The 23,651-nt window shown below is 62.8% G+C and carries 30 protein-coding genes and 1 other RNA gene; 16 read left to right on the plus strand and 15 right to left on the minus strand.

Features of this window, described 5'->3' with window-relative positions; genetic code table 11:
• Positions 1 to 13 precede the first annotated feature (13 nt).
• The 3 genes from EN869_RS06270 (at position 14) to EN869_RS06280 (ending at position 2,919) form a co-directional block, all read left to right on the plus strand.
• Positions 14 to 706: a hemolysin III family protein gene (locus tag EN869_RS06270; RefSeq protein ID WP_127225405.1), complete on the plus strand. Its 693-nt coding sequence runs from the start codon at positions 14 to 16 to the stop codon at positions 704 to 706.
• A 160-nt stretch (positions 707 to 866) separates the two neighbouring features.
• Complete coding sequence (locus EN869_RS06275; protein WP_127225406.1) at positions 867 to 1,889, plus strand: MotA/TolQ/ExbB proton channel family protein; 1,023 nt, start codon at positions 867 to 869, stop codon at positions 1,887 to 1,889.
• A gap of 1 nt (position 1,890) precedes the next feature.
• Positions 1,891 to 2,919, plus strand: coding sequence for a peptidoglycan -binding protein (locus tag EN869_RS06280; RefSeq protein ID WP_127225407.1), 1,029 nt, complete (start codon positions 1,891 to 1,893; stop codon positions 2,917 to 2,919).
• Positions 2,920 to 3,169: 250 nt separating this feature from the next.
• Here EN869_RS06280 and EN869_RS06285 read toward each other — a convergent pair whose 3' ends face one another.
• On the minus strand, positions 3,170 to 3,511 hold the full coding sequence (locus EN869_RS06285) for a DUF1304 domain-containing protein (RefSeq protein WP_127225408.1): 342 nt from the start codon (positions 3,509 to 3,511) through the stop codon (positions 3,170 to 3,172).
• 145 nt (positions 3,512 to 3,656) lie between these two features.
• Here EN869_RS06285 and EN869_RS06290 point away from each other — a divergent pair, with 145 nt between their 5' ends.
• Together EN869_RS06290 and EN869_RS06295 are read left to right on the plus strand one after the other, a co-directional pair.
• Complete coding sequence (locus EN869_RS06290) at positions 3,657 to 5,141, plus strand: carboxypeptidase M32 (RefSeq protein WP_127225409.1); 1,485 nt, start codon at positions 3,657 to 3,659, stop codon at positions 5,139 to 5,141.
• A gap of 212 nt (positions 5,142 to 5,353) precedes the next feature.
• Positions 5,354 to 7,348, plus strand: a complete 1,995-nt coding sequence (locus EN869_RS06295) for a DUF3857 domain-containing transglutaminase family protein (protein WP_167506948.1) — start codon at positions 5,354 to 5,356, stop codon at positions 7,346 to 7,348.
• Positions 7,349 to 7,403: 55 nt separating this feature from the next.
• On the opposite strand, the gene EN869_RS06300 is transcribed toward EN869_RS06295, so the two are convergent.
• Positions 7,404 to 9,206, minus strand: coding sequence for an ABC transporter transmembrane domain-containing protein (locus tag EN869_RS06300; RefSeq protein ID WP_127225411.1), 1,803 nt, complete (start codon positions 9,204 to 9,206; stop codon positions 7,404 to 7,406).
• Positions 9,207 to 9,412: 206 nt separating this feature from the next.
• On the opposite strand from EN869_RS06300, the gene rpmE reads away from it, so the two are divergent.
• Positions 9,413 to 9,634: a 50S ribosomal protein L31 gene (gene rpmE / locus EN869_RS06305; protein WP_095816661.1), complete on the plus strand. Its 222-nt coding sequence runs from the start codon at positions 9,413 to 9,415 to the stop codon at positions 9,632 to 9,634.
• Between the two features lie 178 nt (positions 9,635 to 9,812).
• On the opposite strand, the gene EN869_RS06310 is transcribed toward rpmE, so the two are convergent.
• Positions 9,813 to 10,454, minus strand: a complete 642-nt coding sequence (locus tag EN869_RS06310; protein WP_127225412.1) for a TetR/AcrR family transcriptional regulator — start codon at positions 10,452 to 10,454, stop codon at positions 9,813 to 9,815.
• Positions 10,455 to 10,576: 122 nt separating this feature from the next.
• On the opposite strand from EN869_RS06310, the gene EN869_RS06315 reads away from it, so the two are divergent.
• The gene (locus tag EN869_RS06315; protein ID WP_127225413.1) at positions 10,577 to 11,053 is read left to right on the plus strand and encodes a DUF1772 domain-containing protein; all 477 of its coding nucleotides are present in this window, start codon (positions 10,577 to 10,579) and stop codon (positions 11,051 to 11,053) included.
• Positions 11,054 to 11,086: 33 nt separating this feature from the next.
• On the opposite strand, the gene EN869_RS06320 is transcribed toward EN869_RS06315, so the two are convergent.
• The 4 genes from EN869_RS06320 to EN869_RS06340 all read right to left on the minus strand — a co-directional run bounded on the left by EN869_RS06320 (position 11,087) and on the right by EN869_RS06340 (position 13,632).
• On the minus strand, positions 11,087 to 11,398 hold the full coding sequence (locus EN869_RS06320) for a SelT/SelW/SelH family protein (RefSeq protein WP_127225414.1): 312 nt from the start codon (positions 11,396 to 11,398) through the stop codon (positions 11,087 to 11,089).
• On the minus strand, positions 11,395 to 11,937 hold the full coding sequence (locus tag EN869_RS06325; protein ID WP_127225415.1) for an RDD family protein: 543 nt from the start codon (positions 11,935 to 11,937) through the stop codon (positions 11,395 to 11,397). Before EN869_RS06325 ends, EN869_RS06320 begins: the two co-directional genes overlap by 4 nt.
• 336 nt (positions 11,938 to 12,273) lie before the next feature.
• The gene (locus tag EN869_RS06335; protein WP_127225417.1) at positions 12,274 to 13,023 is read right to left on the minus strand and encodes a YebC/PmpR family DNA-binding transcriptional regulator; all 750 of its coding nucleotides are present in this window, start codon (positions 13,021 to 13,023) and stop codon (positions 12,274 to 12,276) included.
• A gap of 285 nt (positions 13,024 to 13,308) precedes the next feature.
• The gene (locus tag EN869_RS06340) at positions 13,309 to 13,632 is read right to left on the minus strand and encodes a helix-turn-helix domain-containing protein (RefSeq protein WP_127225418.1); all 324 of its coding nucleotides are present in this window, start codon (positions 13,630 to 13,632) and stop codon (positions 13,309 to 13,311) included.
• Positions 13,633 to 13,683: 51 nt separating this feature from the next.
• Between EN869_RS06340 and EN869_RS06345 the strand changes: the two genes are divergently transcribed.
• From EN869_RS06345 to EN869_RS06355, 3 genes are read left to right on the plus strand one after another with little or no spacing between them, the layout of a single operon-like run.
• The gene (locus tag EN869_RS06345; protein ID WP_127225419.1) at positions 13,684 to 14,166 is read left to right on the plus strand and encodes an SRPBCC domain-containing protein; all 483 of its coding nucleotides are present in this window, start codon (positions 13,684 to 13,686) and stop codon (positions 14,164 to 14,166) included.
• A gap of 45 nt (positions 14,167 to 14,211) precedes the next feature.
• Positions 14,212 to 14,604, plus strand: coding sequence for a VOC family protein (locus EN869_RS06350; RefSeq protein ID WP_127225420.1), 393 nt, complete (start codon positions 14,212 to 14,214; stop codon positions 14,602 to 14,604).
• Between the two features lie 21 nt (positions 14,605 to 14,625).
• Positions 14,626 to 15,093, plus strand: coding sequence for an SRPBCC family protein (locus EN869_RS06355; protein WP_127225421.1), 468 nt, complete (start codon positions 14,626 to 14,628; stop codon positions 15,091 to 15,093).
• Positions 15,094 to 15,112: 19 nt separating this feature from the next.
• Here EN869_RS06355 and EN869_RS06360 read toward each other — a convergent pair whose 3' ends face one another.
• The 5 genes from EN869_RS06360 to ssrS form a co-directional block, all read right to left on the minus strand.
• On the minus strand, positions 15,113 to 15,880 hold the full coding sequence (locus EN869_RS06360) for a TerC family protein (RefSeq protein WP_127225422.1): 768 nt from the start codon (positions 15,878 to 15,880) through the stop codon (positions 15,113 to 15,115).
• Positions 15,881 to 15,950: 70 nt separating this feature from the next.
• Positions 15,951 to 16,775, minus strand: coding sequence for a YmdB family metallophosphoesterase (locus EN869_RS06365; protein ID WP_112129722.1), 825 nt, complete (start codon positions 16,773 to 16,775; stop codon positions 15,951 to 15,953).
• A 49-nt stretch (positions 16,776 to 16,824) separates the two neighbouring features.
• Positions 16,825 to 17,343, minus strand: coding sequence for a DUF3592 domain-containing protein (locus tag EN869_RS06370; protein WP_127225423.1), 519 nt, complete (start codon positions 17,341 to 17,343; stop codon positions 16,825 to 16,827).
• 80 nt (positions 17,344 to 17,423) lie between these two features.
• Entirely contained in the window at positions 17,424 to 18,008 is a 585-nt protein-coding gene (locus EN869_RS06375; RefSeq protein WP_127225424.1) for a 5-formyltetrahydrofolate cyclo-ligase, read from the minus strand.
• An 82-nt stretch (positions 18,009 to 18,090) separates the two neighbouring features.
• Positions 18,091 to 18,246: non-coding RNA, 6S RNA (ssrS, locus tag EN869_RS06380), on the minus strand.
• A 164-nt stretch (positions 18,247 to 18,410) separates the two neighbouring features.
• Here ssrS and EN869_RS06385 point away from each other — a divergent pair.
• The 4 genes from EN869_RS06385 (at position 18,411) to msrB (ending at position 21,485) form a co-directional block, all read left to right on the plus strand.
• The gene (locus tag EN869_RS06385) at positions 18,411 to 19,250 is read left to right on the plus strand and encodes a MoxR family ATPase (protein WP_127225425.1); all 840 of its coding nucleotides are present in this window, start codon (positions 18,411 to 18,413) and stop codon (positions 19,248 to 19,250) included.
• 91 nt (positions 19,251 to 19,341) lie between these two features.
• Positions 19,342 to 19,788 (plus strand): GNAT family N-acetyltransferase, encoded by a 447-nt coding sequence (locus EN869_RS06390; RefSeq protein ID WP_127225426.1) that lies wholly within the window; start codon positions 19,342 to 19,344, stop codon positions 19,786 to 19,788.
• Between the two features lie 7 nt (positions 19,789 to 19,795).
• On the plus strand, positions 19,796 to 20,986 hold the full coding sequence (locus tag EN869_RS06395) for a VWA domain-containing protein (RefSeq protein WP_127225427.1): 1,191 nt from the start codon (positions 19,796 to 19,798) through the stop codon (positions 20,984 to 20,986).
• 94 nt (positions 20,987 to 21,080) lie between these two features.
• Entirely contained in the window at positions 21,081 to 21,485 is a 405-nt protein-coding gene (msrB, locus tag EN869_RS06400) for a peptide-methionine (R)-S-oxide reductase MsrB (protein WP_127225428.1), read from the plus strand.
• Positions 21,486 to 21,542: 57 nt separating this feature from the next.
• Here the strand turns inward: msrB and EN869_RS06405 are convergent, their stop codons facing one another.
• Positions 21,543 to 21,869, minus strand: a complete 327-nt coding sequence (locus tag EN869_RS06405) for a hypothetical protein (protein ID WP_127225429.1) — start codon at positions 21,867 to 21,869, stop codon at positions 21,543 to 21,545.
• A 156-nt stretch (positions 21,870 to 22,025) separates the two neighbouring features.
• On the opposite strand from EN869_RS06405, the gene EN869_RS06410 reads away from it, so the two are divergent.
• Both EN869_RS06410 and EN869_RS06415 read left to right on the plus strand, forming a co-directional pair.
• Positions 22,026 to 22,535 carry an arsenate reductase ArsC gene (locus tag EN869_RS06410; RefSeq protein ID WP_127225430.1) on the plus strand — a complete coding sequence of 170 codons (510 nt, stop codon included), beginning with the start codon at positions 22,026 to 22,028 and terminating at the stop codon, positions 22,533 to 22,535.
• Between the two features lie 75 nt (positions 22,536 to 22,610).
• On the plus strand, positions 22,611 to 22,886 hold the full coding sequence (locus EN869_RS06415; protein ID WP_189341220.1) for a hypothetical protein: 276 nt from the start codon (positions 22,611 to 22,613) through the stop codon (positions 22,884 to 22,886).
• Positions 22,887 to 22,895: 9 nt separating this feature from the next.
• On the opposite strand, the gene EN869_RS06420 is transcribed toward EN869_RS06415, so the two are convergent.
• Both EN869_RS06420 and EN869_RS06425 read right to left on the minus strand, forming a co-directional pair.
• On the minus strand, positions 22,896 to 23,342 hold the full coding sequence (locus EN869_RS06420; RefSeq protein ID WP_127225431.1) for a hypothetical protein: 447 nt from the start codon (positions 23,340 to 23,342) through the stop codon (positions 22,896 to 22,898).
• A 22-nt stretch (positions 23,343 to 23,364) separates the two neighbouring features.
• Positions 23,365 to 23,625: a DUF2312 domain-containing protein gene (locus EN869_RS06425; RefSeq protein WP_040991643.1), complete on the minus strand. Its 261-nt coding sequence runs from the start codon at positions 23,623 to 23,625 to the stop codon at positions 23,365 to 23,367.
• Positions 23,626 to 23,651 lie beyond the last annotated feature (26 nt).

Here is a 23,651-nt window from a genome sequence, read left to right on the forward strand (position 1 = left end):
TTCAGGATCATTCATGAGCGACGCGCGGCCAGATACCCAGATCGAAATCCCCTTCGTGGGGCGCTGGCACTATTCGCGCGCTGAGATGATCGCGGACGGCATCATCCACGCTGTCGGCATCGTGCTGGCGATCGCCGCAGGCTCGGCCTTCCTGGCGCTCGCCGCATTCCATTCCGGCCCGGGCGAGTATGTCGCCGCCGTCTTCTACGTGGTGTCGCTGCTCACCGTGCTCTCGGTGTCGCTGGCCTACAATCTGTGGCCGGTGTCGTGGCCGGCGAAATGGATCCTGCGGCGCTTCGATCATGCCGCGATCTATCTGCTGATCGCCGCCACCTACACGCCCTTCCTCGCGCAGCTTCACACATCGGCGCTCGCCGTGCCTACGATCATCGTCGTCTGGAGCGCCGCGTTGGCCGGCATCGCCATCAAGATGTTCCTGCCCGGCCGCTATGATCGGCTGGCTATCGTCTTCTACCTCGCCATCGGCTGGAGCGGCGTGGTGTTGGCCGGACCGTTGGTCGAGACGCTGCCGACGGCCTCGGTCGCGCTGCTCGTCGCCGGCGGCATCGTTTATTCCTGCGGCGTCATCTTCTTCGCCTGGAAGGGCCTGCGCTTCCACAATGCGGTCTGGCACGGCTTCGTCGTCACCGGCGCCGGGCTGCATCTCGCCGCCATGGTCGACTGCCTGGTCGTCAACCGGTTCTAAACCGTGGAGCAATTCCAGGAAAAGTGTGTAGCGGTTTTCGTTCGGAATTGCGCCAGAACAGGGAGGCATAGGCGATATTGCCAAGCGCCATTCAATTTGGTCACAATTCCGTTTAGAGTCGCGGCAATTCTGCGGCGGTGGCATCGGAAACGGGGCACGGATGGCTTTTCTCAGATCCTTCGGCAGGCGATCGGACGTCCTGATCTACGATCCGCACAAGCTGTCGAGCCCGCAGGTGTTCCTGCTCACCATGATGATCTTCCTGATCATCGTCGCTTTCATCGCCGCCATCCTCACCCGCCAGATCTCCACCGCCTTCTCCAGCAATCCCGGTCTCAACGGACTGATCGTCGGCGTGCTGGTGGTCGGCATCCTGCTTGCCTTCACGCAGGTGGGACGGCTGTTTCGCGAGGTGCGCTGGGTTAATTCCTTCCGCGCCGGCTCCGAGACCACCGAGCCCGTCCTGCTGGCACCGATGAAGGCGATGATCGGCCGTTCGTCCTCGATGGCGTTCTCGACCTCCTCGATGCGCACGATGCTCGATTCCATCGCCACCCGCCTCGACGAAAGCCGCGACACCTCGCGCTATCTGGTCGGCCTGCTGGTGTTCCTCGGCCTGCTCGGCACCTTTTGGGGCCTGCTCAACACCATTGCCTCGATCCGCGAGACGATCGAGGCGCTGGACCCGGGCACCGGCGATGCGGCGGCCGTGCTCGATGCGCTGAAGCAGGGCCTGTCGGCGCCGCTCGCCGGCATGGGCACCGCCTTTTCGTCCTCGCTGTTCGGCCTTTCCGGCTCGCTGGTGCTCGGCTTCCTCGACCTGCAGGCCGGCCGCGCCCAGACCCGTTTCTACACCGAGCTCGAGAACTGGCTGTCTTCCGTCACCGACCTGTCGTCCGACATCGTCGTCTCTGACACGTCGAAAGCAACCGAATCCTCCGAGGATATCCGCCTGCTGTCCGAGCGGCTGCGCAGCCTGCAGGAGAATGGCGGCGGCTCCAACCCGCGCGTCGCCACCGCTATGGCCAACCTCGCCGACGGCATCTCCGGGCTGGTGAAGAACATGCGCTCCGAGCAGCAGATCATGCGCGACTGGGTCGAGGCCCAGTCCGACGAGCAGAAGGCCATGCGTAACACATTGGAAAAGATCGCCGACGCGCTGAAGAAGCAAGGGGTCCACTGACGTGGCGCTGGCAAGACGGCGCGCCGACCGCCGCATCGACTACTGGCCGGGTTTCGTCGACGCGCTGTCGACGCTTCTGCTCGCAATCATGTTCCTGCTGACGGTGTTCGTGCTGGCGCAATTCCTGCTCAGCCGCGAGATCTCCGGCAAGGACACGGTGCTCAACCGCCTCAACTCGCAGATCAACGAGCTGACCCAGCTGCTGGCGCTGGAACGCTCGAACAGCCAGGACAAGGAGGATACGCTTACCAATCTGCAGGCTTCGCTGTCGGCGGCGCAGGCGGAAAAGAGTCGTCTTCAGCAATTGCTGGAGCAAGGCGCCGGCGCCGGCGACGCGGCCAACAAGCGCGCCGACCAGCTCTCCGGCGAGCTCAGCAATCAGCGGCAGATCAGCCAGCAGGCGCTGAGCCAGGTCGAGATCCTCAACCAGCAGATCGCGGCACTGCGCAAGCAGATCGGCGCGCTCGAAGACGCGCTCAACGTCTCCGAGCAGCGTGACCGCGACTCCAACACCAAGATCGCCGATCTCGGCCGCCGCCTGAACGTGGCGCTGGCGCAGCGCGTGCAGGAGCTCAACCGCTACCGCTCCGACTTCTTCGGCCGCCTGCGCGAGATCCTCGCCGATCGCGAGAACATCCGTATCGTCGGCGACCGTTTCGTCTTCCAGTCGGAGGTGCTGTTTCCGACCGGTTCCGACGAGATCAACGATGCCGGCAAGGTCGAGATGAAGAAGCTCGCCGACGCCATCATCGAATTGCAGAAGGAAATCCCGCCGGAGATCAGCTGGGTGCTGCGCGTCGACGGCCACACCGACAACAAGCCGCTGTCCGGCACCGGCCGCTATCGCGACAATTGGGAACTGTCGACGGCGCGCGCGACTTCGGTCGTGAAGTTCCTGATCGAGAACGGCGTGCCGGCCAACCGTCTGGTCGCCGCCGGTTTCGGCGAGTTCCAGCCGCTCGACCCCGCCGACACCGACGAAGCGCGCGGCAAGAACCGTCGTATTGAACTCAAGCTCACCGAACGGTGATTTAAAGCATGTCTCCCGAACGCGAACCGGTTTCGGGACAAAGACATGCGTAGAATCAAAGACCTAAAGCACACAGAGCGTATCTGAAAGATCGCGACGCGGTTTGGGTGTTCGCCGTTCCTGGGAAGCGACGAGCCGCTTCTTTTGACGCAATTCCGGGAAAGCGGTTTCACACTTTCCTGGAGTTGCCCTAGACTAGAGGAAGGGACCACCTGGCGCCCGAGGGCGTCCTTCTCCGTCACCACCCCAGTCAGAGCGCGAGGATGGCGAGCACCGCCGGCACCGTCTGGATGTAGAGGATCTTGCGGCCGACGGTCGCCGCGCCGTAGAGGCCGGCAATAGTGACGCAAAGCAGGAAGAACATTTTGATCTGGAAGCCTGCGGCGCCGAGATAGAGGCCCCAGATCAGGCCCGCCGCGAGAAAGCCGTTGTAGAGCCCCTGGTTGGCGGCAAGCACCTTGGATGCGCCGGCGAATTCAGGCGTCAGCTTGAACGCCTTGTGGCCGCGCGGCGTGTCCCACAGCACCATCTCCAGATAGACGATGTAGCAATGGATCAGCGCCACCAGCCCGACCAGGATATTGCCGATCATAGTCCCCTCCAGCATTTTGTCCCCGGCATTGATCACGCGGTCATGTCACAAGGCAAGACTGCTGATCCCACCGACCGAGCAGGGTTGCCAAGCGCGGTGCCTTGGTATCTTTTCGCGCCAGCCAAATTGAAGCTGGGATCCATCCATGTCCTTCCAGAAACTCGACGAACTCGGCCACAAGCTCGAAGCGCTGGAACACGCGCTGGCCATCCTCGGTGCCGATGAAGCGACGCATATGGCCGTCGGCGGCGGCGAGAAGCGTGCCAAGGCGATGTCCTCGCTTGCCGGGATGCTGCATCGCCAGGCCACGGCGCCCGAGATCGGCGACTGGATCGCCGCCGCCGAAGCCGAGCCGCTCGGCGAAGAGCAGCGGGCGGCGGTCCGAGAGTTGCGCCGGCAATACACCAACCTCACCTGTCTGCCGGTCGAATTCGTCGAGCGCCAGACAGTGGCGCGCATGCGATCAGAGCAGCTCTGGCGCGACTTGCGCGCCAAGAACGACTGGGCTGGGTTCCAGCCGGCGCTGGAAGGCGTCGTCGCCCTGGTGCGCGAGGAAGCCGCCTTGCGCGCCGATGCGCTCGGCCTCGCCCCTTACGACGCGCTGATGGAGCAATATGACCCCGGCAACCGAGCCGGCGATATCACGCCGGTCTTTGCCGAACTGAAGGCCTTTCTCAAGGATTTCCTGCCGCATGCGCTGGCCGTGCAGGATGCGCGGCTGGCCAGGCATCCGCTGAAGCCGCTCTCCGGCAGCTACGCCATCGAGAAGCAGCGCGAGCTTGGTCTCGCCATGATGGCGGCGGTCGGCTTCGACCTCACCCAAGGCTCGCTGTCGGTGTCGCACCATCCCTTCTGCGGCGGCGTGCCGACCGACGTGCGCATCACCACCCGCTACAAGACCTCCGATTTCCTGTCGGCGCTGATGGGCGTGCTGCACGAGACCGGCCATGCGCTCTATGAGCAGAACCTGCCCAAAGCCTGGTCGCATTGGCCGCTCGGCAAGGCGCGCGGCATGGCCGTGCATGAGAGCCAGAGCCTGTTTGTCGAAAAGCAGATCGGCCGCAACCCGGCCTTCTGGCGCTGGGCGCTGCCAGTGGTCGAAAAACATCTCGGCGAAGCCTGGGCGCTCGACGACATCCTGCCGCATGTCCACCATGTCGAGCGCGGCCTGATCCGCGTCGATGCCGACGAGGTCACCTACCCGCTGCATGTCATCCTGCGCTACGAGCTCGAACAGGAGCTGGTGTCCGGCAGGCTGGAGGTCGCCGACCTACCGGAAGCCTGGGATGCCGGGATGCGCAACTATCTCGGGCTCTCGACCATCGACAACCCGGCCGACGGGCCGATGCAGGACGTGCATTGGCCGGGTGCCGCTTTCGGCTATTTCCCCTCCTACACGCTGGGCGCCATGATGGCGGCGCAGCAATGGGCGGCCTTGACCAGGGAGCATCCGACCGCCGACGACGATCTTGCCAAGGGCGATTTCAGCGCCATCAACGAGTGGCGTCGCGCGAAGATCTGGTCGCAGGGCTCGCGCTGGTCGACACCGGAACTCCTCAAGCGCGCCACCGGCGAGAAGCTCAACGCCGTTTACTTCACGGAACATCTGCGCAAGCGCTACGGCAACTGACGCATCCGTGGATGTCTGTTGAGCCACAGGCGCAAAACTGCGCGGCCGGGCTTTACTTTGGCGGGAAAGACTTCGACAAAGAGTCTGGTTGCGTCAACGGGCTTGGATTGTTGGTGGGTAACAGTCTTCGCGGGGTCAGGTCTTTCCGCTGCCTCCTGCTCTTTTTGATCTTGCTGGCAGGTCCGGTCTCCCTTGCGGGCGCGGATGAAATTGTGCGCAAGGGACCGGAGGCGGACTGGATCAAGACGGTCGATATCCCGGCCGTCGATCCGGCGCGCGCCGACCGCATCAAGAACGGCATCTCATGGCTGCTGGCGGATGAGCAGATCATCCATCGCGAACACGGCTACGACGACTATTGGCGCTCGGTCTACAAAATAGTCGACCGGCCCGGCCTGGAGCGGGGCGCCGGCATCGACCTGCAGTTCGATCCCTCGCGCCACAGGGTCACGCTCAATCACCTGCGCATTATCCGCGACGGCCAGACGCTGGACCGGCTGGCCGACGTCAAGTTCGACATTTTCCGCCAGGAGAAAGACGCCGAAAAAGGCGTCTATGACGGCTGGCTGACCGCTCACGTCAACATTAACGACGTGCGCGTCGGCGACATCGTCGACTATGGCCAGACCTATGAGAATACGCCGCTCGTCGGCAAGGATCTGTTCTTCGACAGCTTCTCGGCCGAATGGGACGAGCCGGTTGGGTTGATCCGCACCAGCATCATCTGGCCGGCCGCTCAGCCGCTGGCGATCAAGCCACGCGGCACCGACATCAAGCCCATCGTCACCACGTCAGGCTCGGACACGGTCTATCTCTGGGAGATCGCCAATCCGAAACCGGTCAAGGTCGAGGACAACCTGCCCGTGGAATTTCCGGCTTGGGGATCGATCGACATTTCCTCGACCGCCAGCTGGCAGGGCGTGGTGGACGCCATCCAACCCTATTACAAGCCGGCGACCGCCTTCCCCGCCGCTTTCGCCGCGAAGCTGGACGAGATCGCGGCCAAACATCCGCAGCCTGAGGATCGCATGATCCAGGCGATGCGTCTGGTCCAGGACGAGATCCGCTATGTCAGCCTGTCGATGGGCTCAGGCTCCTACATTCCGCGCGATCCGGCGACGGTCATCCAGAGCGGCTTCGGCGATTGCAAGGACAAGGCCCTGCTTTTGGCCTCGGCGCTGCAGCGGCTGGGCGTCCCGGCGCAGGTGGCGTTGGCCGACCTCGACAAGGGCCGCGCGCTGGACCAGCGTCTGCCGGCAATCCGCGCCTTCGACCATGCCATCGTCAAAGCGGCGATCGGCGCAAAAATCTATTGGCTCGACGCCACCAACTACCTGCAGGGCGGCGATGCCAGCAACTTCTGGCAGCCCGACTACGGCTTTGCCCTGCCGCTGTTCGGCAACGGTCAGCTGGAGAAGATGCCCAGCCCGGAACTGACCAGCCCGTCGATCAAGGTCGCCGAGGACTTTTCCTTTCCCGACAGGCCCGACGGCCATCTGACGTTGGCGGTGCTTTCGACCTACGCCGGCGCCGACGCCGACGACATGCGCAGCAGGCTTGCCAGCCGGTCGCTGAGCGATCTGTCGGACTCCTACTTGAAATACTACAGCAAGCGTTATCCGGGCATCGAGAGCGTGGCGAAGCTGGAGGTCTTTGACAATCGCGACGGCAACATCATCAATGTGCGGGAGAGCTACCAATTGCCGGCGCAGGCGCTGGCGGCCAACGATCTGGCCAAGAATTTTCCGCTCACGGCGGCCGATCTCGGCACCGATCTGCCGACACCGACCATGGTGGACCGCGTCGGGCCGGTTTCGCTGGGCGCGCCCGTCTACCGCAGCCACGCCATAACGGTAAGCAATCTGAAGGCAAGATTTTCCGGCGAGGACATGAAAAATGTCGTGACGCCCTATGTCTCGCTGAGATCGTCATGGAGCAACACGCCGACCACCTTCGATGTGAAGTGGGACTTCCGGACGCTGGCAACGCAGGTTCCAGCCAAGGCCATCGGGGACTATTTGAAGTCGGTCAAGGACCTCGGTGACAACACCGACTGGTCCTTCAACTTTGCCTATAAGGATGCGTCCGAAGATCCGGCGCCGGTCGCAGCCCCGGAAGACCGATCCAAACAGCAGGTCATTGGCGGTTTGCTGCTGGTCTCGATTTTTGTCGGCATACCGCTTTTCATGGCCTTGCGGCGCTGGTAGCCGCAAGCCGCGATATTTGCCTGCCGGGGAGGACGCGCGGCCCCGGGGCGGCCCTTTACTCCGCCGCGCCCTTGAAGGCGCCGGCGCCTGTCTCGAACTGCAACTTGGCGAGCCGCGCGTAAATGCCGCCCTTGGCGACAAGGCTCTGATGCGTGCCTTCCTCGACGATGCGCCCGCCCTCCATGACGAGGATGCGGTCGGCCTTGAGCACCGTCGCCAGCCGGTGCGCGATGACGATGGTGGTGCGGCCGCGCATCAGCCGCTCCAGCGCCGTTTGCACCAGCGTCTCGCTTTCGGCGTCGAGCGCCGAGGTCGCTTCGTCGAGCAAAAGGATCGGCGCGTCGCGCAGGATGGCGCGGGCGATCGCGATGCGCTGGCGCTGGCCGCCCGACAGCGTCACGCCGCGTTCGCCGACCTGGCTGTCATAGCCCTTGTCGAGCCTAGCGATGAATTCGTCGGCAAGCGCCGCCTTGGCGGCCGCCTCGATCTCGGCGGCGCCGGCCCCCTGCCGACCAAAGCCGATATTGTCGCGCACGCTTGCCGCGAAAATGGTGACGTCCTGCGGCACGATGGCGATGCGCTGGCGGATGGCGGCCGGATCGGCCTCGCGCAGGTCGACGCCGTCGATGACGATGCGCCCGGTCTCGGGATCGTAGAAGCGCAGGATCAGCGAGAAGACGGTGCTCTTGCCGGCGCCCGAAGGTCCGACGATCGCCACCGTCTCGCCGGGCTTCACCTGGAAGCTCAGGCCATGCACGGCGGCGCGGTCCGGCCGCGCCGGATAGGAGAAGGAGACGTCGTCGAAGCTGATCACGCCCTTGGCGGTGGTCGGCAGCGGCTGAGGATCGACAGGTGGCTGGATGGCCGGTCTCTCGGCCAGGATTTCCGTCAGCCTCTCGGCCGCGCCCGCCGCCTGCAACAGCTCGCTCCACACCTCCGACAAGGCGCCGAGTGCGCCGGCGGCGAACACCGAATAGAGCAGGAATTGGCTGAGCGTGCCCGGCGACAACGTGCCGGCAAGCACGTCGCGCGAGCCGAACCACAGCACCGCCACCACTGAGGAAAAGATCATGAAGATGGCGAAGAAGGTCAGGAAGGAGCGCGCGAACACCGAAGCCCGCGCCGCCTCGAAGGCGGCATCCACCGCAGCCGCGAAGCGGCCGGTGACCAGCTTCTCGTTCGTGAAGGCCTGCAGCGTGCGCACCGCGCCGATCTGCTCGCTGGCATAGGCAGTGGCTTCGGCAAGCGTGTCCTGCGCCTGCCGGGACTTGCGCCGCACCGAGCGGCCGAAGGCGACCAGCGGCAGCACGATCAGCGGAATGGCCGCGATCACCAGGGCGGAAAGTTTCGGGCTGGTGACGACCATCATCGCCACCGCGCCGAGGCCGAGGATGAGATTGCGCAGCGCGACCGATGCGGTGGCGCCGACCGCCGACTTCACCTGCGTGGTGTCGGCGGCGAGCCGTGACACGATCTCGCCCGAATGCGCGCGATCGAAAAACGCCGGCGAAAGTGTCGTGACATGGGAAAAAACGTCGCGGCGGATGTCGGCCACGACCCGCTCGCCGAGCGTGATGACGAAATAATAGCGGCTGGCCGAGGCCGCCGCGAGCAAGGCCGCCATCACCACCAGCGCGGCGAAATATTCGGCGATGAAGGTTGAACCGGATGCCTGGAAACCATGATCGATCATGCGCCGCACGGCCATCGGCAACGCAAGCGTGGTCACCGCGGCCACGATCAGCGATAGGATCGCGCCGACCGCCAGTTTCCGGTAGCGCGTGATATAGGGAAAAAGGTTCCTCAGCGGCCGGACCGAGCGCCTGCGCTGGTCTCCACTGGCACCGATATCCGCCATGAGCGTTTCCTCTGGCCGCTTGCCAATACCGCGCTTCAATATGCGCTTGCCGCGGCCTTGTGATTCAATTCCGGCTGATGTATAGGCTCGCCGACCGTTTTAGAAGCCGTGGCTTTTCATTAGCTGCGGCTTCGAGTTTTAAAAAGGGGCGCATCGACGCAGGCCTTTGGCCCGTCACCGGCGCCGGCAAGCCAGGACATAAGACAATGAAGGCCTCTATCCATCCCGACTACCACACCATCAAGGTCGTCATGACCGACGGCACCGAGTACCTGACCCGTTCGACCTGGGGCAAGGAAGGCGACACGATGAACCTCGACATCGACCCGACCACGCACCCGGCCTGGACCGGCGGCCAGCAGACCCTGCTCGACCGCGGCGGCCGCCTGTCGAAGTTCAAGAAGCGCTTCGAGGGTTTCGGCCTCTAAGCCGGATACGCCTGCAGGATTTGAAAAACCCGCCTTCGAGGCGGGTTTTTTGTTGGCTGCACCTGCCCCTACCTCCCCCTTGTTGGGAGGTCGGACCGAAGGTCCGGGTGGGGGACGTGCGCTGCCCCCTCCCCGCTGCTGCGCAGCGACCCTCCCCACAAGGGGGAGGGTGGGCTTCCTACGCGCCCACCAATTCCCTCAGCGCCATGCGCTTGTAGGCCTCAACCAGCCTGTCGCCCTCTTCCCGATCGACCGAGATCGCCAGTCGCACGGCCGCCTCGCCCATCTGCCAGACGAGGAAGGCGGTCGTTTCCAGCTCGACCGGATCGGCATCGGGCCTCAGCCGCTTCAGCACAGCGACCAAAAATTCGGCATTGGCCCGGCTGTCGGCGAGCTCGAGCGCACGCAGCGCCTTGTCGGCCTGAGTGCCGGACCAGACGTCGCGTATTACAGGCTCGGCCAGAAACAGCTGGTAATAGATGTCGACCAGCTCTGAAAACGCGCTTTTGAAGCCCTCCACGTCTCTGACATCCTTCAGCGCCGCCGAAATGCAGGCCTGGCTTTCGGCGGTGTAGCGCTCGGCCAGCGCCCAGACGATCGCCCGCTTGTCCGGAAAGAACTGGTAGAGCGAGCCAATCGACACCCCGGCCCGCTCCGCCACCTCACCCATCCGCATCGCATCGCTGCCCTGCTCGGCAATCAGCGCCGAGGCGGCCGCAAGCATGCGCTCGACCCGCTCACGGCTGCGCTGCTGGCTCGGCGATCGCCGCGGCGAAGCGATACCGGGCTGATCGGCCTTCGCGGTGACTTTTTCATCCATGGCTCTCTCCGGACGCTTTTTCCGAAAACTGGCTTGACTCGCAAAATACGAGGGTTTATCACGTTTTGCAAATGTGAGGATTTCTCATGTTTTAACGAAACCTGGCATCTGGAGCAACTGATATGATGAAACTTCTTCCCACCCTCACCTTCATCGCCGCGATCGGCTCCGGCGTGGTCGGCGGCGTGTTCTTCGCCTTTTCCAATTTCGTCATGGCAGCACTTGCCCGGCTGCCGGTCCCAAGCGGCATCGCCGCGATGAACTCAATCAACATCACGGTGATCACCCCGACCTTCATGACGGCGCTGTTCGGCACCGGCCTCATCTGCCTCGTGCTCGTTGCCGCCGTTCTCTTCGGCTGGAGCCAATCGGGCTCGTACTGGCTGCTTGCCGGCGCCGTGATCTATTTCGTCGGCAATCCGCTCGTGACTATGGTCTTCAACGTTCCGCTCAACGACGCTTTAGCCGCCGTCGATCGGGAGAGCGCCAACGGCGCCGCCGTGTGGGCGAACCATCTGAGTGAATGGGTGATGTGGAACCACGTCCGCACCATCACCGCCATCGTGTCGATGGCCTGCTTCATCATGGCATTGATCTGAGGATAAGCAGCCCGCGAATACCAAAGACCCCGCTTAGGCGCGGTCCTTGGTCTCGTGTCCCTTGCGATCCGAGTGCCCCAGATCTCGCTCCGGATCGATGACGTCGCGGACCAGCTGCTTCAGCTTCGCTGCATCTGGAAAGCCGCCGTCACGCTTACGGTCCCAGATCAGCTGATCGTTGCAGGAGATCGTAAAAATGCCGCCGGTGCCCGGCACCAGCGTGACTTCGCCGAGATCGGTGCCGAAGGTCGAGAGCAGTTCCTGCGCCATCCATCCGGCGCGCAGCAGCCACTGGCATTGCGTGCAGTAGGTGATGACGATCCGAGGTTTCTCCGACAGGCTCATTCATTGGTCTCGCTGATACGGACGGTCGTGCCGGCAACCCGATCGTGAATCGGCTCGTTGCCCGAAGCAATCGACAATCCGATCCAGACAGGCCAAATCAAAACCAAGACAGACGCGGCGACGGCGCATACAATCTCCACTTGGAAATAGTTCGGCACCGGTCCAGGAACGCTCCGCCAGCTCTGAAAAGCAAACCAGGCCCCCGTCAGCATGGAGGGGAACGTGCCGAGAAACTTTATCACTTGTCGGCGAACCGCCTTTTTTGGGGAAAGGCCGACCCTGCGCCAATCGTACTCATCATGCACAACAAGCGACAGGGCACGCTTGCCGACTGATTGGCCCGACATCATCTCCATCACGAAAAGATAGATCGCCAGAACGGGCAATTCGAGAAAACCCAGATCCAAGGCCGCAGGCCGAAAGTTCCCCTTCGAATCAAGATCGATTGAAACGGTCTCGGCCTTCCCGTCCTGGGCATCCTTGGCTGTGCCGGCCGCCCAGTCGGTTACCGGAAAGCCTAAGAAAGATGTTCTGCACATCTGCCAATTGTATCATTCAAGCGACTGATTTCCGTGCACCGTAGCTGAGCTGCATAGTTTCCAGTTGAGCCAGAAGTGACCTTTCACGCCTCCGTCAGTCAGCTGGAATAAGACTGCTACCAGCGCAAACAGGGGTATCATTACGACAAGATAGTCGATAAGCGCAGCGAAAAACCGTCGCCAGAAACCGCCGCGATGTGGCCAAGCCGTCGCGTCGGCAAGTTCAGTCCCCTGGTCAGTCATCTTTTCTCCCCACCCGCTGACAGATCTATACTGTAGGCGGGGAGTTCTTGGCTATGATGTCAGAATGCGCTTCGTTGTAAGACAGTGCACAACTCACGCCGCGCTGAGCTTGGCCATGGTCTCGTCGTCGACCTCGAAATTGGCGTAGACGCTCTGCACGTCGTCATCGTCCTCGAGCGTGGCGACCAGCTTCATCAGCGACTGCGCGCGTTCTTCGTCGACCGGCACGTTGTTCTGCGGCTGCCAGATCGGCTTCACCGATTCCGCCTCGCCGAGCGCAGCTTCGAGAGCCTTCGACACTTCGCCCATATTTTCGAAGCTGCAATAGATGGTGTGGCCTTCCTCATCGGACTCGACATCGTCGGCGCCGGCCTCGATCGCGGCTTCCATCACCTTGTCGGCGCTGCCGGCCGAAGCCGGATAGTAGATTTCGCCGACGCGGTTCCACATGAAGGAAACCGAGCCGGTTTCGCCGAGCGCCCCACCGGCCTTGGTAAAGGCGGCGCGCACATTGGAGGCGGAGCGGTTGCGGTTGTCGGTCAGTGCCTCGACGATCAGCGCCACGCCGCCCGGGCCATAGCCCTCATAACGCACGGCTTCGTAGTTCTCGCCGTCGCCCGCAGATGCCTTGTTGATGGCGCGCTGGATGTTGTCCTTCGGCATCGACACGGCCTTGGCGTTCTGCACCGCAAGGCGAAGCCTCGGGTTCATCGCCGGGTCCGGCGTGCCGGTCTTGGCGGCGACGGTGATTTCGCGCGCCAGCTTGGAAAACATTTTCGACCGCACCGCGTCCTGGCGGCCCTTGCGGTGCATGATGTTCTTAAACTGCGAATGGCCAGCCATGGCACCCCTGTCGTGTTCGGCTAGAGCATTGCGGAGCCAAGTGCGATCACCTTGCCACCCGCGGATTGCTCGAATTCAATCTTCAGAACGTCCTGACCTCGCCTGTGAAGGCATGCGGCGCTCTTTGTCGGAATGGCCGGCTTATAGATAAATCGGCTCAATTCGTCCAGACGCGCCGTGGCGCTGGAGCAATTCCAGGAAATGTACGCGGCGGTTGGGCTCGACGCCTTTGCCGTAGCCTTCCGTTCGGACTTGCGAAAGGACAGGGGCACCGAAGCAGCCCGCTCACCCTTCCAGATCGGATTTCAGCCGGTCCAGAATGCTGATGGCGTGGCCGGCATACTGGCTGATCCAGCGATCGTGGATCTGCCTGATCGGCAACGCGTTGAGATGGTTCCAGCGCTCGCGCCCCTCGCGCTTCGCAACAACCAGGTCCGCCTCCTCCAGCACTTTCAGATGCATCATCACCGTGCAGCGGTCCATGTCCGGAAAAGCCCCGCACAGCATGCCAGTGGTTTGCGGCTGATCCTTCAGGCGATCCAGCAATTCGCGACGGCGCGGATGCGCCAAGGCCTTGAAAACATGGTCGTCCGGGGTTCGGCTTGACATGTTATATTTCTATAACATATCGTTTCGTTGAGCAAGGAAGGAGCTGTGGATATGTCCCTCGGATTCAGGATTTCCGGACGCATCGGCAAACCGGTCGCTGAGGTCTTCGACGCCGTCGTCAACCCGACGAAGCTCAGTGGCTACTTCACCACCATCGGCGGCGCCTCGGCGCCGCTTGTCGCCGGCACCACCGTGACCTGGTGGAAGATGGTACCGGTGGAGGTCGATGAAGTGACCAAGGACAAGCGCATCGTGCTGCGCTGGGACGCCACTGATGCCGACGGCAGGCCCGCCTACAAGACCCGCATCGAGATGAATTTCGAACCGCTGGAGGATGGCGGCACCTTCGTCACCATTGCCGAGCAAGGCTGGCACGAAGGCGAGGTCGGCCTGAAGAAGTCCTACCTCAACTGCGAAGGCTGGTCGCAGATGCTGGCCTTCATGAAGGCCTATCTCGAATACGGCATCAATCTGCGCGATGGCTACTATCGCAGCGAGATGAAGGGCGAACCGGCCAACGAGACCAACATCTGAGCTCGATATTCAAGTCACGATAACCCGGCAGGAGGAGGCCGCCCGATGACGAAAGCAACGCCATTCCTGATGTTCGAGGGAAGGGCCGAGGAGGCCATGACCCTGTATTGCGGGACCATTCCCGATAGCGAGGTCCTCGACATCACGCGCTACGACCGGGGCGAGCACGGGGCGGAAGGAACGCTCAAGCTGGCGCGCGCTTTGATCGGCGGCGTCGAGGTCAGGATCTACAACAGTCCCGTGCATCACGCCTTCACCTTCACGCCGTCCTTCTCCTTCTTCGTCGACTGTTCGTCAGAGGAGGAACTGGAGCGCATCGTCGGCGTTCTGTCCGAGGACGGCGGCTTCCTGATGCCCACCGGCAGCTACGGCTTCAGTCAACGTTTCGCCTGGCTCAACGACCGCTTCGGCGTCTCGTGGCAGATCAACCTGCCGTGAAACAATCCCAGGAGGATCACAGTGGAACTTAAGGAAACTCCAACCGCTGAAACCGCCATGCTGATCCGCCGGCCGGTCGCCGAAGTCTTCGAGGCGATCCTCGATCCGGCGGTCACCACGAAATTCTGGTTCACGCATTCCAGCGGCCGGCTGGACGAAGGCGAGCCTGTCAAGTGGGAGTGGCGCATGTATGGCGTCTCGACCAAGGTCGAGGTCAGCGAGATCGTTCCTAACGAAAAGATCGTCATGCAATGGAACGACCCGCCGACCACCGTCGTCTGGACCTTCACTGATATGACTGGCGATGCGACCTTCCTCGAAGTCCGCAACTTCGGCTTCGTCGGCCCGGGCGACGAGCAGGTCAAGCAGGCGGTCGACTCGACCGGCGGCTTCTCGCTGGTGCTGGCCGGTGCCAAGGCATGGCTGGAACAGGGCCTGACGCTAGGCCTGGTCGGCGACCGTCACCCGAAGGGCATTTCAGGCGGGTAGAGGCCGCAGCTCCGCGACCTCAGTGTCCCTCGCCCGACGCCTGCTTCTTGCGATTGCGTGCCAGCATGTTGAGGCCCTCGACCAGCGCCGAAAAACCCATGGCCGTGTAGATGTATCCCTTGGGCACGTGGTAGCCCATGCCGTCGGCGATCAGGGTCATGCCGATCATCAAGAGGAAGCCCAGTGCCAGCATGACGATAGAGGGGTTCCTGGCGATGAAATTGGCGAGCGGCGTCGCCGCCAGCATCATCACGCTCACCGCCACGATCACGGCGACATACATGATCGCGATCTCGTCGGTCATGCCGACGGCGGTGATGATGGAATCGATCGAGAAGACGAGGTCGAGCAAAAGGATCTGGAAGATGGCGCCCGCAAGGCTCATCTGCAGCGTGCCGCCGACCATCGTGTCCTGATGGTCCTGCGGGTCGACCGTGTGATGGATTTCCTTGGTTGCCTTCCAGACCAGGAACAGGCCGCCGGCGATCAGGATCAGGTCGCGCCAGGAAAAGCCGTGTCCGAACGCCGTGAACACCGGCGTCGTCAGTTGCACGATGATCGAGATCGTGGCGAGCAGGATGAGGCGCATGACCAGCGCGGCCGAGATGCCCAGCCGGCGGGCGCGGGCGCGCTGCGCTTCCGGCAGCTTGTTGGTCAGGATCGAGATGAAGATCAGATTGTCGATGCCGAGCACGATCTCGAGCACCACCAGGGTCAAAAGCGCGATCCACGCGGTCGGATTGAAAACAAAGGCGAAATGCGGCGCCAGAAATTCGACAAGCTGCATGGAGGTCGTCCCCTCTACGATCTAGAGCAGTGTTGCCGGCAATTAGGTACTCTGCACGCCTATATCAATGTCACGACCAGAACGACGGCGCCGTTTCTTCCAGCCGCGGCCCGCGACGAAACGGCGCGATTTTTTCGGCAAGTCCGGTGCGGTCGGAAATATCGACGCCGACCCCGCATAATGTCGCCGGTCCGGTCGCCGCCTCGAAGCGGCCTTTCGGCACTTTCGACAGGAAGCGGTTGAGCGGCTCTTCCTTGTCCATGCCGAGCGACGAATCGTAGTCGCCGCACATGCCGGCATCCGAAATATAGGCGGTACCGCCATTGAGGATCTGATGATCGGCGGTCGGCTGATGCGTATGCGTCCCCACCACCAGGCTGGCGCGGCCGTCGACGAAATGCGCGAAGCACATTTTCTCCGAGGTTGCCTCGGCATGGAAATCGACGATTGCCGCATCGGCCTGCTCGCCGAGCGGGCAGGCCGCCAGCTCGCGCTCGCCGGCCTGGAACGGGTCGTCGAGCTCGGGGTGCATGAAGACGCGACCCATGATGTTGGCGACCAGCACGCGCGCGCCGTTCCTGGCGATGTAGACGCCCGAGCCGCGCCCCGGCGTGCCTTTGGGGAAATTGGAAGGCCGCAGGAAGCGCTCCTCGCGCGGCGCGAAGATCAGCGCGTCGCGCTGGTCCCACACATGGTTGCCGGTGGTGACAACATCCGCGCCCGCCGCGAGCGTCTCGCGAAAGATCTCCTCGGTGATGCCGAAGCCGCCGGCGGCGTTCTCGCCATTGACGATGACGAAGTCGAGCCTGAAGTCGGAAATCAGCCCCGGCAGCTGTTCCCAAACCGCCGTGCGCCCTGTTTTGCCAACCATGTCGCCGAGAAAGAGGAGTCTCATAGCCCCTTCTATCCAGAGCTGTGGACGCTAGGCAAGCGGCACCGAGGTCCTAATGCCGGCCGAAAGTGCCGCGTTGCTGTCCGGCTGGCTTGGCGCCCGCCCCGGCAGCGCGAATGGTCGAAGGCGTCATGGGCGGGGCGTTGCGCCCGCGCAGCCAGAAGAACCAGACGTAGAGCAAAGTGAACCCGCCAGTGGCGGCAAGCAGCAGCAGCCCGCCGCGCCATCCTTTCATCGCCGCCGTATCGAGGTTCGATGGATCAGCCGGGTCGTAGTAGAATTCTATTCTGTCGCCCTTGGCTGCCTTGTAGAGACCAATCTCCTTGTCCTTGCCGGACCATGTCATCGGCGCGTCGTTGGCGACATAGCTGACGGCGACATTGATGCCATCCGTGGTGAGACCGTTCGCCCGCGTTTCGCTGTACGGACTGACATCCGTTACGGTGGCGACGGTGCGTTGCCAGGCGGCTTGGTGATGCAAGCTTGTGCCGACGATGTGGGCTCCCATCGCAAACAGCACGGCGGCGATCAGGGCGAAAGGCATCAGCAAGTAGCGTGCGAAGATAAACACCACGACCCCGTCGGCTCGAACTATATTGTTCGAATATTACCCGACGGTTCTTTGAAACGCGTTAAACGGATCGCGATATTTTAACCGACATCGAAGCGGCGCAACCCGCTCTCGGTCAGTATTTCCGCAATGATGACGTCATGGTTCTCTTCCGGCACCCGCTCGACTTCCTGGCAGTCGAAGGCGATCCCGATCAGCCTCGGCGTGATGCCCTTTTCAGCCAGCCTGGCGATCGCCCGGTCGTAGTAGCCGGCGCCATAGCCGATGCGGTGGCCGCGGGCGTCGAAGGCGGCGAGCGGCACCAGCATCAGCGTCGGGTCGAGCACTTCCGCCTCTTCATGCGGACCGACCGTGCCGAAGCCCATCTCGACCATCGGCGCGCCGCGCACCAGCTCGCGGAAGACGATCGTGGTCTTGTCGAGGATAGCCGGCAGGCAGAGCCTGGCGCCCTTCTCGCGCAGCGCGAACATCAGCGGCCGCACATCGACCTCCGAGCGCATCGGCCAGAAACCGGAGACGATCCGGCCGGGCTCGAAGTCGATTTTTTCCTTCGCGGTCTCGGCCATCTCGAGCGCGATCTCCACGCGCCAGAATTCGTCGAGCGCATCGCGGCGCGCCAGCGCTTCCTTGCGAAGCTGTTTTTTGAGGTCTTTCGGTGAGGTCATGCTCAGACGCTAGAAAGGGCCGGAATTGGATGGAGTTTTAAGAGCGACGTTTTCTAGCGCATGTCTCCCAAAATCGGGAGAGCGACGATCCACACAACCGGTGGAGAGGTCGATCCCGGGTGCCTACAAAGTAGGTGGGCGCCGTGTGGGAAAACCCACGGGTCTTCCCAGGGACAGCTCCCTAAGGATCGATAAGGCCCCGGGGATAAGTTTCTCCTGCCGGGAAGCGCAGACCGCCGGTAGCGAATATAGGCCGGCGGGTGGCCGGGCGCCAGAGAAACGGATGGGCGTTTGAGCGTTATTTGCTTGGTCGCCTATCGCCCAGGCGGGCCAGTTTGGCGTCGAAGCTTGCGCGCATGCGCACGGCTCCTTACGGTCGCCGCAAAATAGCCAGGAGAAAAAATGCGTTTCGAAGGCACAGCGGCCTATGTCGCCGACAAGGATTTGATGGTCGCGGTCAACGCCGCGATCGCGCTGGAGCGGCCCTTGCTGGTCAAGGGCGAGCCCGGCACCGGCAAGACCGAGCTCGCCCGGCAAGTGGCGTCGGCGCTCGGGCTGGACTTCATCGAGTGGAACGTCAAGTCGACCACCAAGGCGCAGCAGGGCCTCTACGAATATGACGCGGTCTCGCGGCTGCGCGACAGCCAGCTCGGCGACGAACGCTTCAACGAAATCGCCAACTACATCAAGCGCGGCAAGCTGTGGGACGCCTTCGCGGCGCAAAAGAAGGTAGTGCTTTTGATCGACGAGATCGACAAGGCCGACATCGAATTCCCCAACGACCTCCTGCAGGAGCTCGACCGGATGGAGTTCTTCGTCTACGAGACCGGAGAGACGATCCGCGCCGAATTCAGGCCGATCGTCATCATCACCTCGAACAATGAGAAGGAGCTGCCGGACGCTTTCCTGCGCCGCTGCTTCTTCCACTACATCCGCTTCCCCGACATCGACACGCTGCATCGCATCGTGGAAGTGCATTATCCCGGCATCAAGCAGAACCTGGTGCGGGCGGCGCTCACCCAGTTCTACGAAATCCGCGATGTGCCTGGCCTGAAGAAGAAGCCCTCGACCTCCGAAGCGCTCGACTGGATCCGCCTGCTGGTCGCCGATGACATCGCACCGGAAGACCTGCGCGCAGACCCGAAGAACATGCTGCCGAAACTGCACGGTGCGCTCTTGAAGAACGAGCAGGACGTGCATCTGTTTGAGCGCTTGGCATTCATGGCCAGGCGGCAGGGTTAAGCCGGCAGCAATAGCGCTTTCCCCTTCTGTGGACCGTTGCCGGCAAGCGGCCGCTGCCGCAGCTTCGGGTGCAAATGTTGGAGGAGAGAAAATGTCCGAAATCACCATCCGCCCGCTGGCGCAGTCCGACCACGCCGACTGGCGGCGGCTATGGACCGCTTACCTCACCTTCTACGAGACCAAGCTGCCGCAAGAGGTCTATGATCTCACCTGGAAGCGGCTGTTCACGGCCGGCGAGTTCGAGCCGAAGGGCTTTATCGCCACGCTGGACGGCAAGGCCGTCGGCCTGACCCATTACCTCTACCACCGCTCCTGCTGGTCGCCGGTCAACAACTGCTATTTGCAGGACCTTTTCGCCGACCCGGACGTGCGCGGCAAAGGCGTGGGCGCGGCGCTGATCAAGGCTGTGCAGGACGAGGCCGGCAAGATCGGCGTCAAGAACGTCTACTGGATGACGCATGAGACCAACACCACGGCGCGCCGGCTTTACGACCATGTGGCGCGGCGGACAGGCTTCATCGAGTACGATCTGCTATAAGGGCTGAATGTTCATCCCTTTCTTCCTCGAACTGAAGGCCGCGCGGGTTCCCGTTTCGCTCCGGGAATATCTGTCGCTGCTGGAAGGGCTGGAAGCCGGGCTGGTCGACTATGACGTCGAGGCTTTCTACTATCTTGCGCGCTCGGCCCTGGTGAAGGACGAGCGCCATATCGACCGTTTCGATCAGGTCTTCGCGCATGTCTTCAAGGGCGTCGAGGCGCTCGGCGGCCCGGATGCCGTCGATGTCGCCAACATTCCCGAGGAATGGCTGCGTCGGCTGGCCGAAAAGCACCTGACCGAGGAGGAAAAAAGGCTGGTCGAGGCTTTGGGCGGTTTCGACAAGCTGATGGAGACGCTGAAGCAGCGGCTCGAGGAACAGAAAGGCCGCCACCAGGGCGGCTCGAAATGGATCGGCACCGGCGGCACCTCGCCCTTCGGCGCCTATGGCTACAATCCCGAAGGCGTGCGCATCGGCCAGCACGAGAGCCGGCATCGCCGAGCGGTGAAAGTCTGGGACAAGCGCGAATTCAGGAATTTCGACGACACCGTCGAGCTCGGCACCCGCAACATCAAGGTGGCGCTGAAGCGGCTGCGCCGCTGGGTGCGCGAGGGCGCCGAGGAAGAGTTCGACCTGCCCGGCACCATCCACGCCACCGCCGAGCATGGCTACCTCGACATCAAGACGCGGCCCGAGCGGCGCAACGCGGTAAAACTTCTCATGTTCTTCGATGTCGGCGGCTCGATGGATGACCATATCCGCGGCGTCGAGGAACTCTTCTCGGCCGCCCGCGCCGAGTTCCGCCAGCTCGAATATTTCTACTTCCACAACTGCCTCTACGAGCGCGTCTGGAAGGACAACCGGCGCCGCCTTGCCGAGACGATCCCGACCTTCGACCTCATCCACAAATACGGACCGGACTATAAGGTGATCGTTGTCGGCGATGCCTCGATGAGCCCCTACGAGATCGCCCATCCGGGTGGCTCGGTCGAGCACTGGAACCCCGAGGCCGGAAGTGTTTGGCTGGCGCGCCTGTTGCAGCAATGGCCGAACGCGATTTGGCTCAATCCCGAAGCGGAGAAGAACTGGCGCTACACCCACTCGACCCAGATGATCAGCGAGATCTTCGGTGGCCGCATGTTCCCGCTGACGCTGGCTGGGCTGGAGGCTGCGACCAGGCAGTTGTCGCGCAAGCATTAGCTGGGATGGCGTTGGCAAGTGGTGTAACAATCACCTACCTTCGTGCGAATACCCGTTGCAAGCAACAACGAGCCGTTAAGGCCGAGGAGATTTCATGGACACCCACGCCTATCCCGTCATCCGCACCGACGCCGAGTGGCGCGCCCGGCTGACGCCGGAGCAATATGCCGTGATGCGCAACCACGGCACCGAGCGTCCCGGCAGCTGCGCCCTGCTCTACGAGAAGCGCGCCGGCACCTTCTATTGCGTCGGCTGCGATCAGCCGCTGTTCGAATCCAAGCTGAAGTTCGAAAGCGGCACCGGCTGGCCGAGCTTCAACGATCCCGTTGCCGGCTCGATCGAAACCACCGTCGACCGCAGCTACGGCATGGTCCGCACCGAATGCCACTGCTCGCGCTGCGGCAGCCATCTCGGTCATGTCTTCGAGGACGGCCCTCCGCCGACCGGCCTGCGCTATTGCATCAACGGCGTGGCGCTGCGTTTCGAGCCTGCGGCCTGACCTATTTCGGATATGACTTCGCAAAGGGCGGCTTCGGCCGCCCTTTTTCGTGGAAGCTCAGGCGACGGCAGTCGCAATCAACCAGAGCGCGGAACCCAGCATCATCAGCTGCGCCTTGAAGCCGCCGGCCTTCTCCGCCGTGCGCCAGACGGCGATCGTCAAGAAGATGTTGTAGGGAACGGGGAGGAAATGCACCGCCAGCACCAGCCAGAGCGGCAGCTTCGATCCTAGCAGCACGAGCGCCAGCGCCGACGAGGTGATGCTGATTGCTGTGCCGACAAGCAGCATGTCGCGCCAGAACAGCCGGTCGAGCGGCGCCTCGCCTCTCCAGCGGGCGCGGAAGAAACCGGTATTCTTACCTGCTGCCGGGTTTGCCTTTTCCATCAATCGGGCTTCTCGGGCCACCATTGCAATCTCAGATCCTTGACGAAAATCGGATGCCGGGAGGTGCAGAAATCGCCCGCCAAAACGTGTACCATCACAAGCCTGTGATCCGCATCGCATTCTGTCTTTTGCATGGCAAACACGGAGAGGTTCAGAATGGCCGGTCACGTCTACAATGTTCTTTTTCTCTGCAACGCCAACTCGGCCCGCTCGATCATGGGCGAGGCCATTCTCAACCGGCTCGGCGCCGGCCGCTTCAAGGCCTATTCCGCCGGCGCGAATCCCAGCGGCACCGTCAATCCCTACGCTCTGCAGCTTCTGGAAAGCCTGAACTACGACACATCCTTCGCCCGCTCGAAAGGCTGGGACGAATTCTCCGGACCGGATGCGCCGAGGATGGATTTCGTCTTCACGCTCTGCGACAGCGCGGCGAATGAAAGCTGCCCGGTCTGGCCCGGCCACCCGTTGACGGCGCTCTGGGCGGTGCCGGATCCCTCCAAGGCTACCGGCAACGACGCCGAGCAGCATTTCGCCTTCGCCGACGCCTACCGCATGATGAGCAATCGTATCGGCCTGTTCGCCAACCTGCCGATCCATTCGCTAGACCAGATGGCGCTGCAGCAGCACCTGGACGATATCGGCCGCGATCAGGTTGCGGCGAACTGACGGTGACTGCGTGGGGCGTAGCCGCGCAACGGCCGGGTCCTTCAGGACGGTTAGCAATCCCTGAAGGTCATCACCATGCCGGCCCTGATCTACGCCGCGGAGAAGGACCGCTGGCTACCGCCACGCTTTCACGCCGCATGGATCGGGCAAAACCTTCCCGGAGCGGATTATCGCGTCATCGCAAACGCCTGGCACTTCGCCTTCATGAACCCCGCCAGCGCCCCGATCCCGACATTGGATGGCGACATCAGCGCCGACCCTCCCGGCTTCGATCGCGCGGAATTTCTGAAGCAACTCGGCGAGGAAATCCCGGCATTCTTCGATCGAGCGCTCACGCTCGCACCGAACTGAGCGCAGGTCTTACGGCCGGGCGTCCCCCAGCACGGCGAGGACGGCCTGTTCGAAGAGCGAGCATTCGGTCACCAGCCAGTCGGCCATGGCTGGCCAGTTATCCTCGGCATAGCAGTTCACCCGCCACATCGAGTTGATACCGAGGCCCTCGCAACTCTGTTCGGGCTTGAGCTTCAGCCTGGTCTCGATCGCCGGCTGGAATGGCTTCAATCGCGACCAGGACTCCGTTGCGCCGTACTTTTCATTGCGGCCGAAGAAGACGCCGACATGGTTCTGCGCCGGCGCGACATACATCGAAAGGACCAGGGCGAAGTCCGGCAGCCCACGCTGCCAGAACCATGGCCCGCGCCGCGCCATCCTTGGCTTTTCTTCCGGATGCCGCTCCGCGAACAGCGCCCAGAAGCCGCGATGGCGGAACTCCGAGGCACGGCGGCCGCCGAAGTCGAACTCGTTCATGGCCGGCCTCCGGCCATGCGCCTCAGACCATGCCGAGAGCAGCCTTGTAGAGGTCCAGGATCGATTCCTCCTCCTGGCGCTCGGCCTGGTCCTTCTTGCGCAGCCGCACGATGGTGCGGATCGCCTTGGTGTCGAAGCCGGTGCCCTTGGCCTCCGCATAGACATCCTTGATGTCGTCGGAGATCGTCTTCTTCTCTTCCTCGAGCCGCTCGATACGCTCGATGATGGTGCGCAGCTGGCCGGCGGCTACAGTCTGGCTGGTCTCGGTGATTTCGTCGGCCATTTTTCTCTCCGCGTCTTCTGGAGCCA

The organism is Mesorhizobium sp. M2D.F.Ca.ET.226.01.1.1, from assembly GCF_004022705.2.
Classification (GTDB): domain Bacteria; phylum Pseudomonadota; class Alphaproteobacteria; order Rhizobiales; family Rhizobiaceae; genus Mesorhizobium.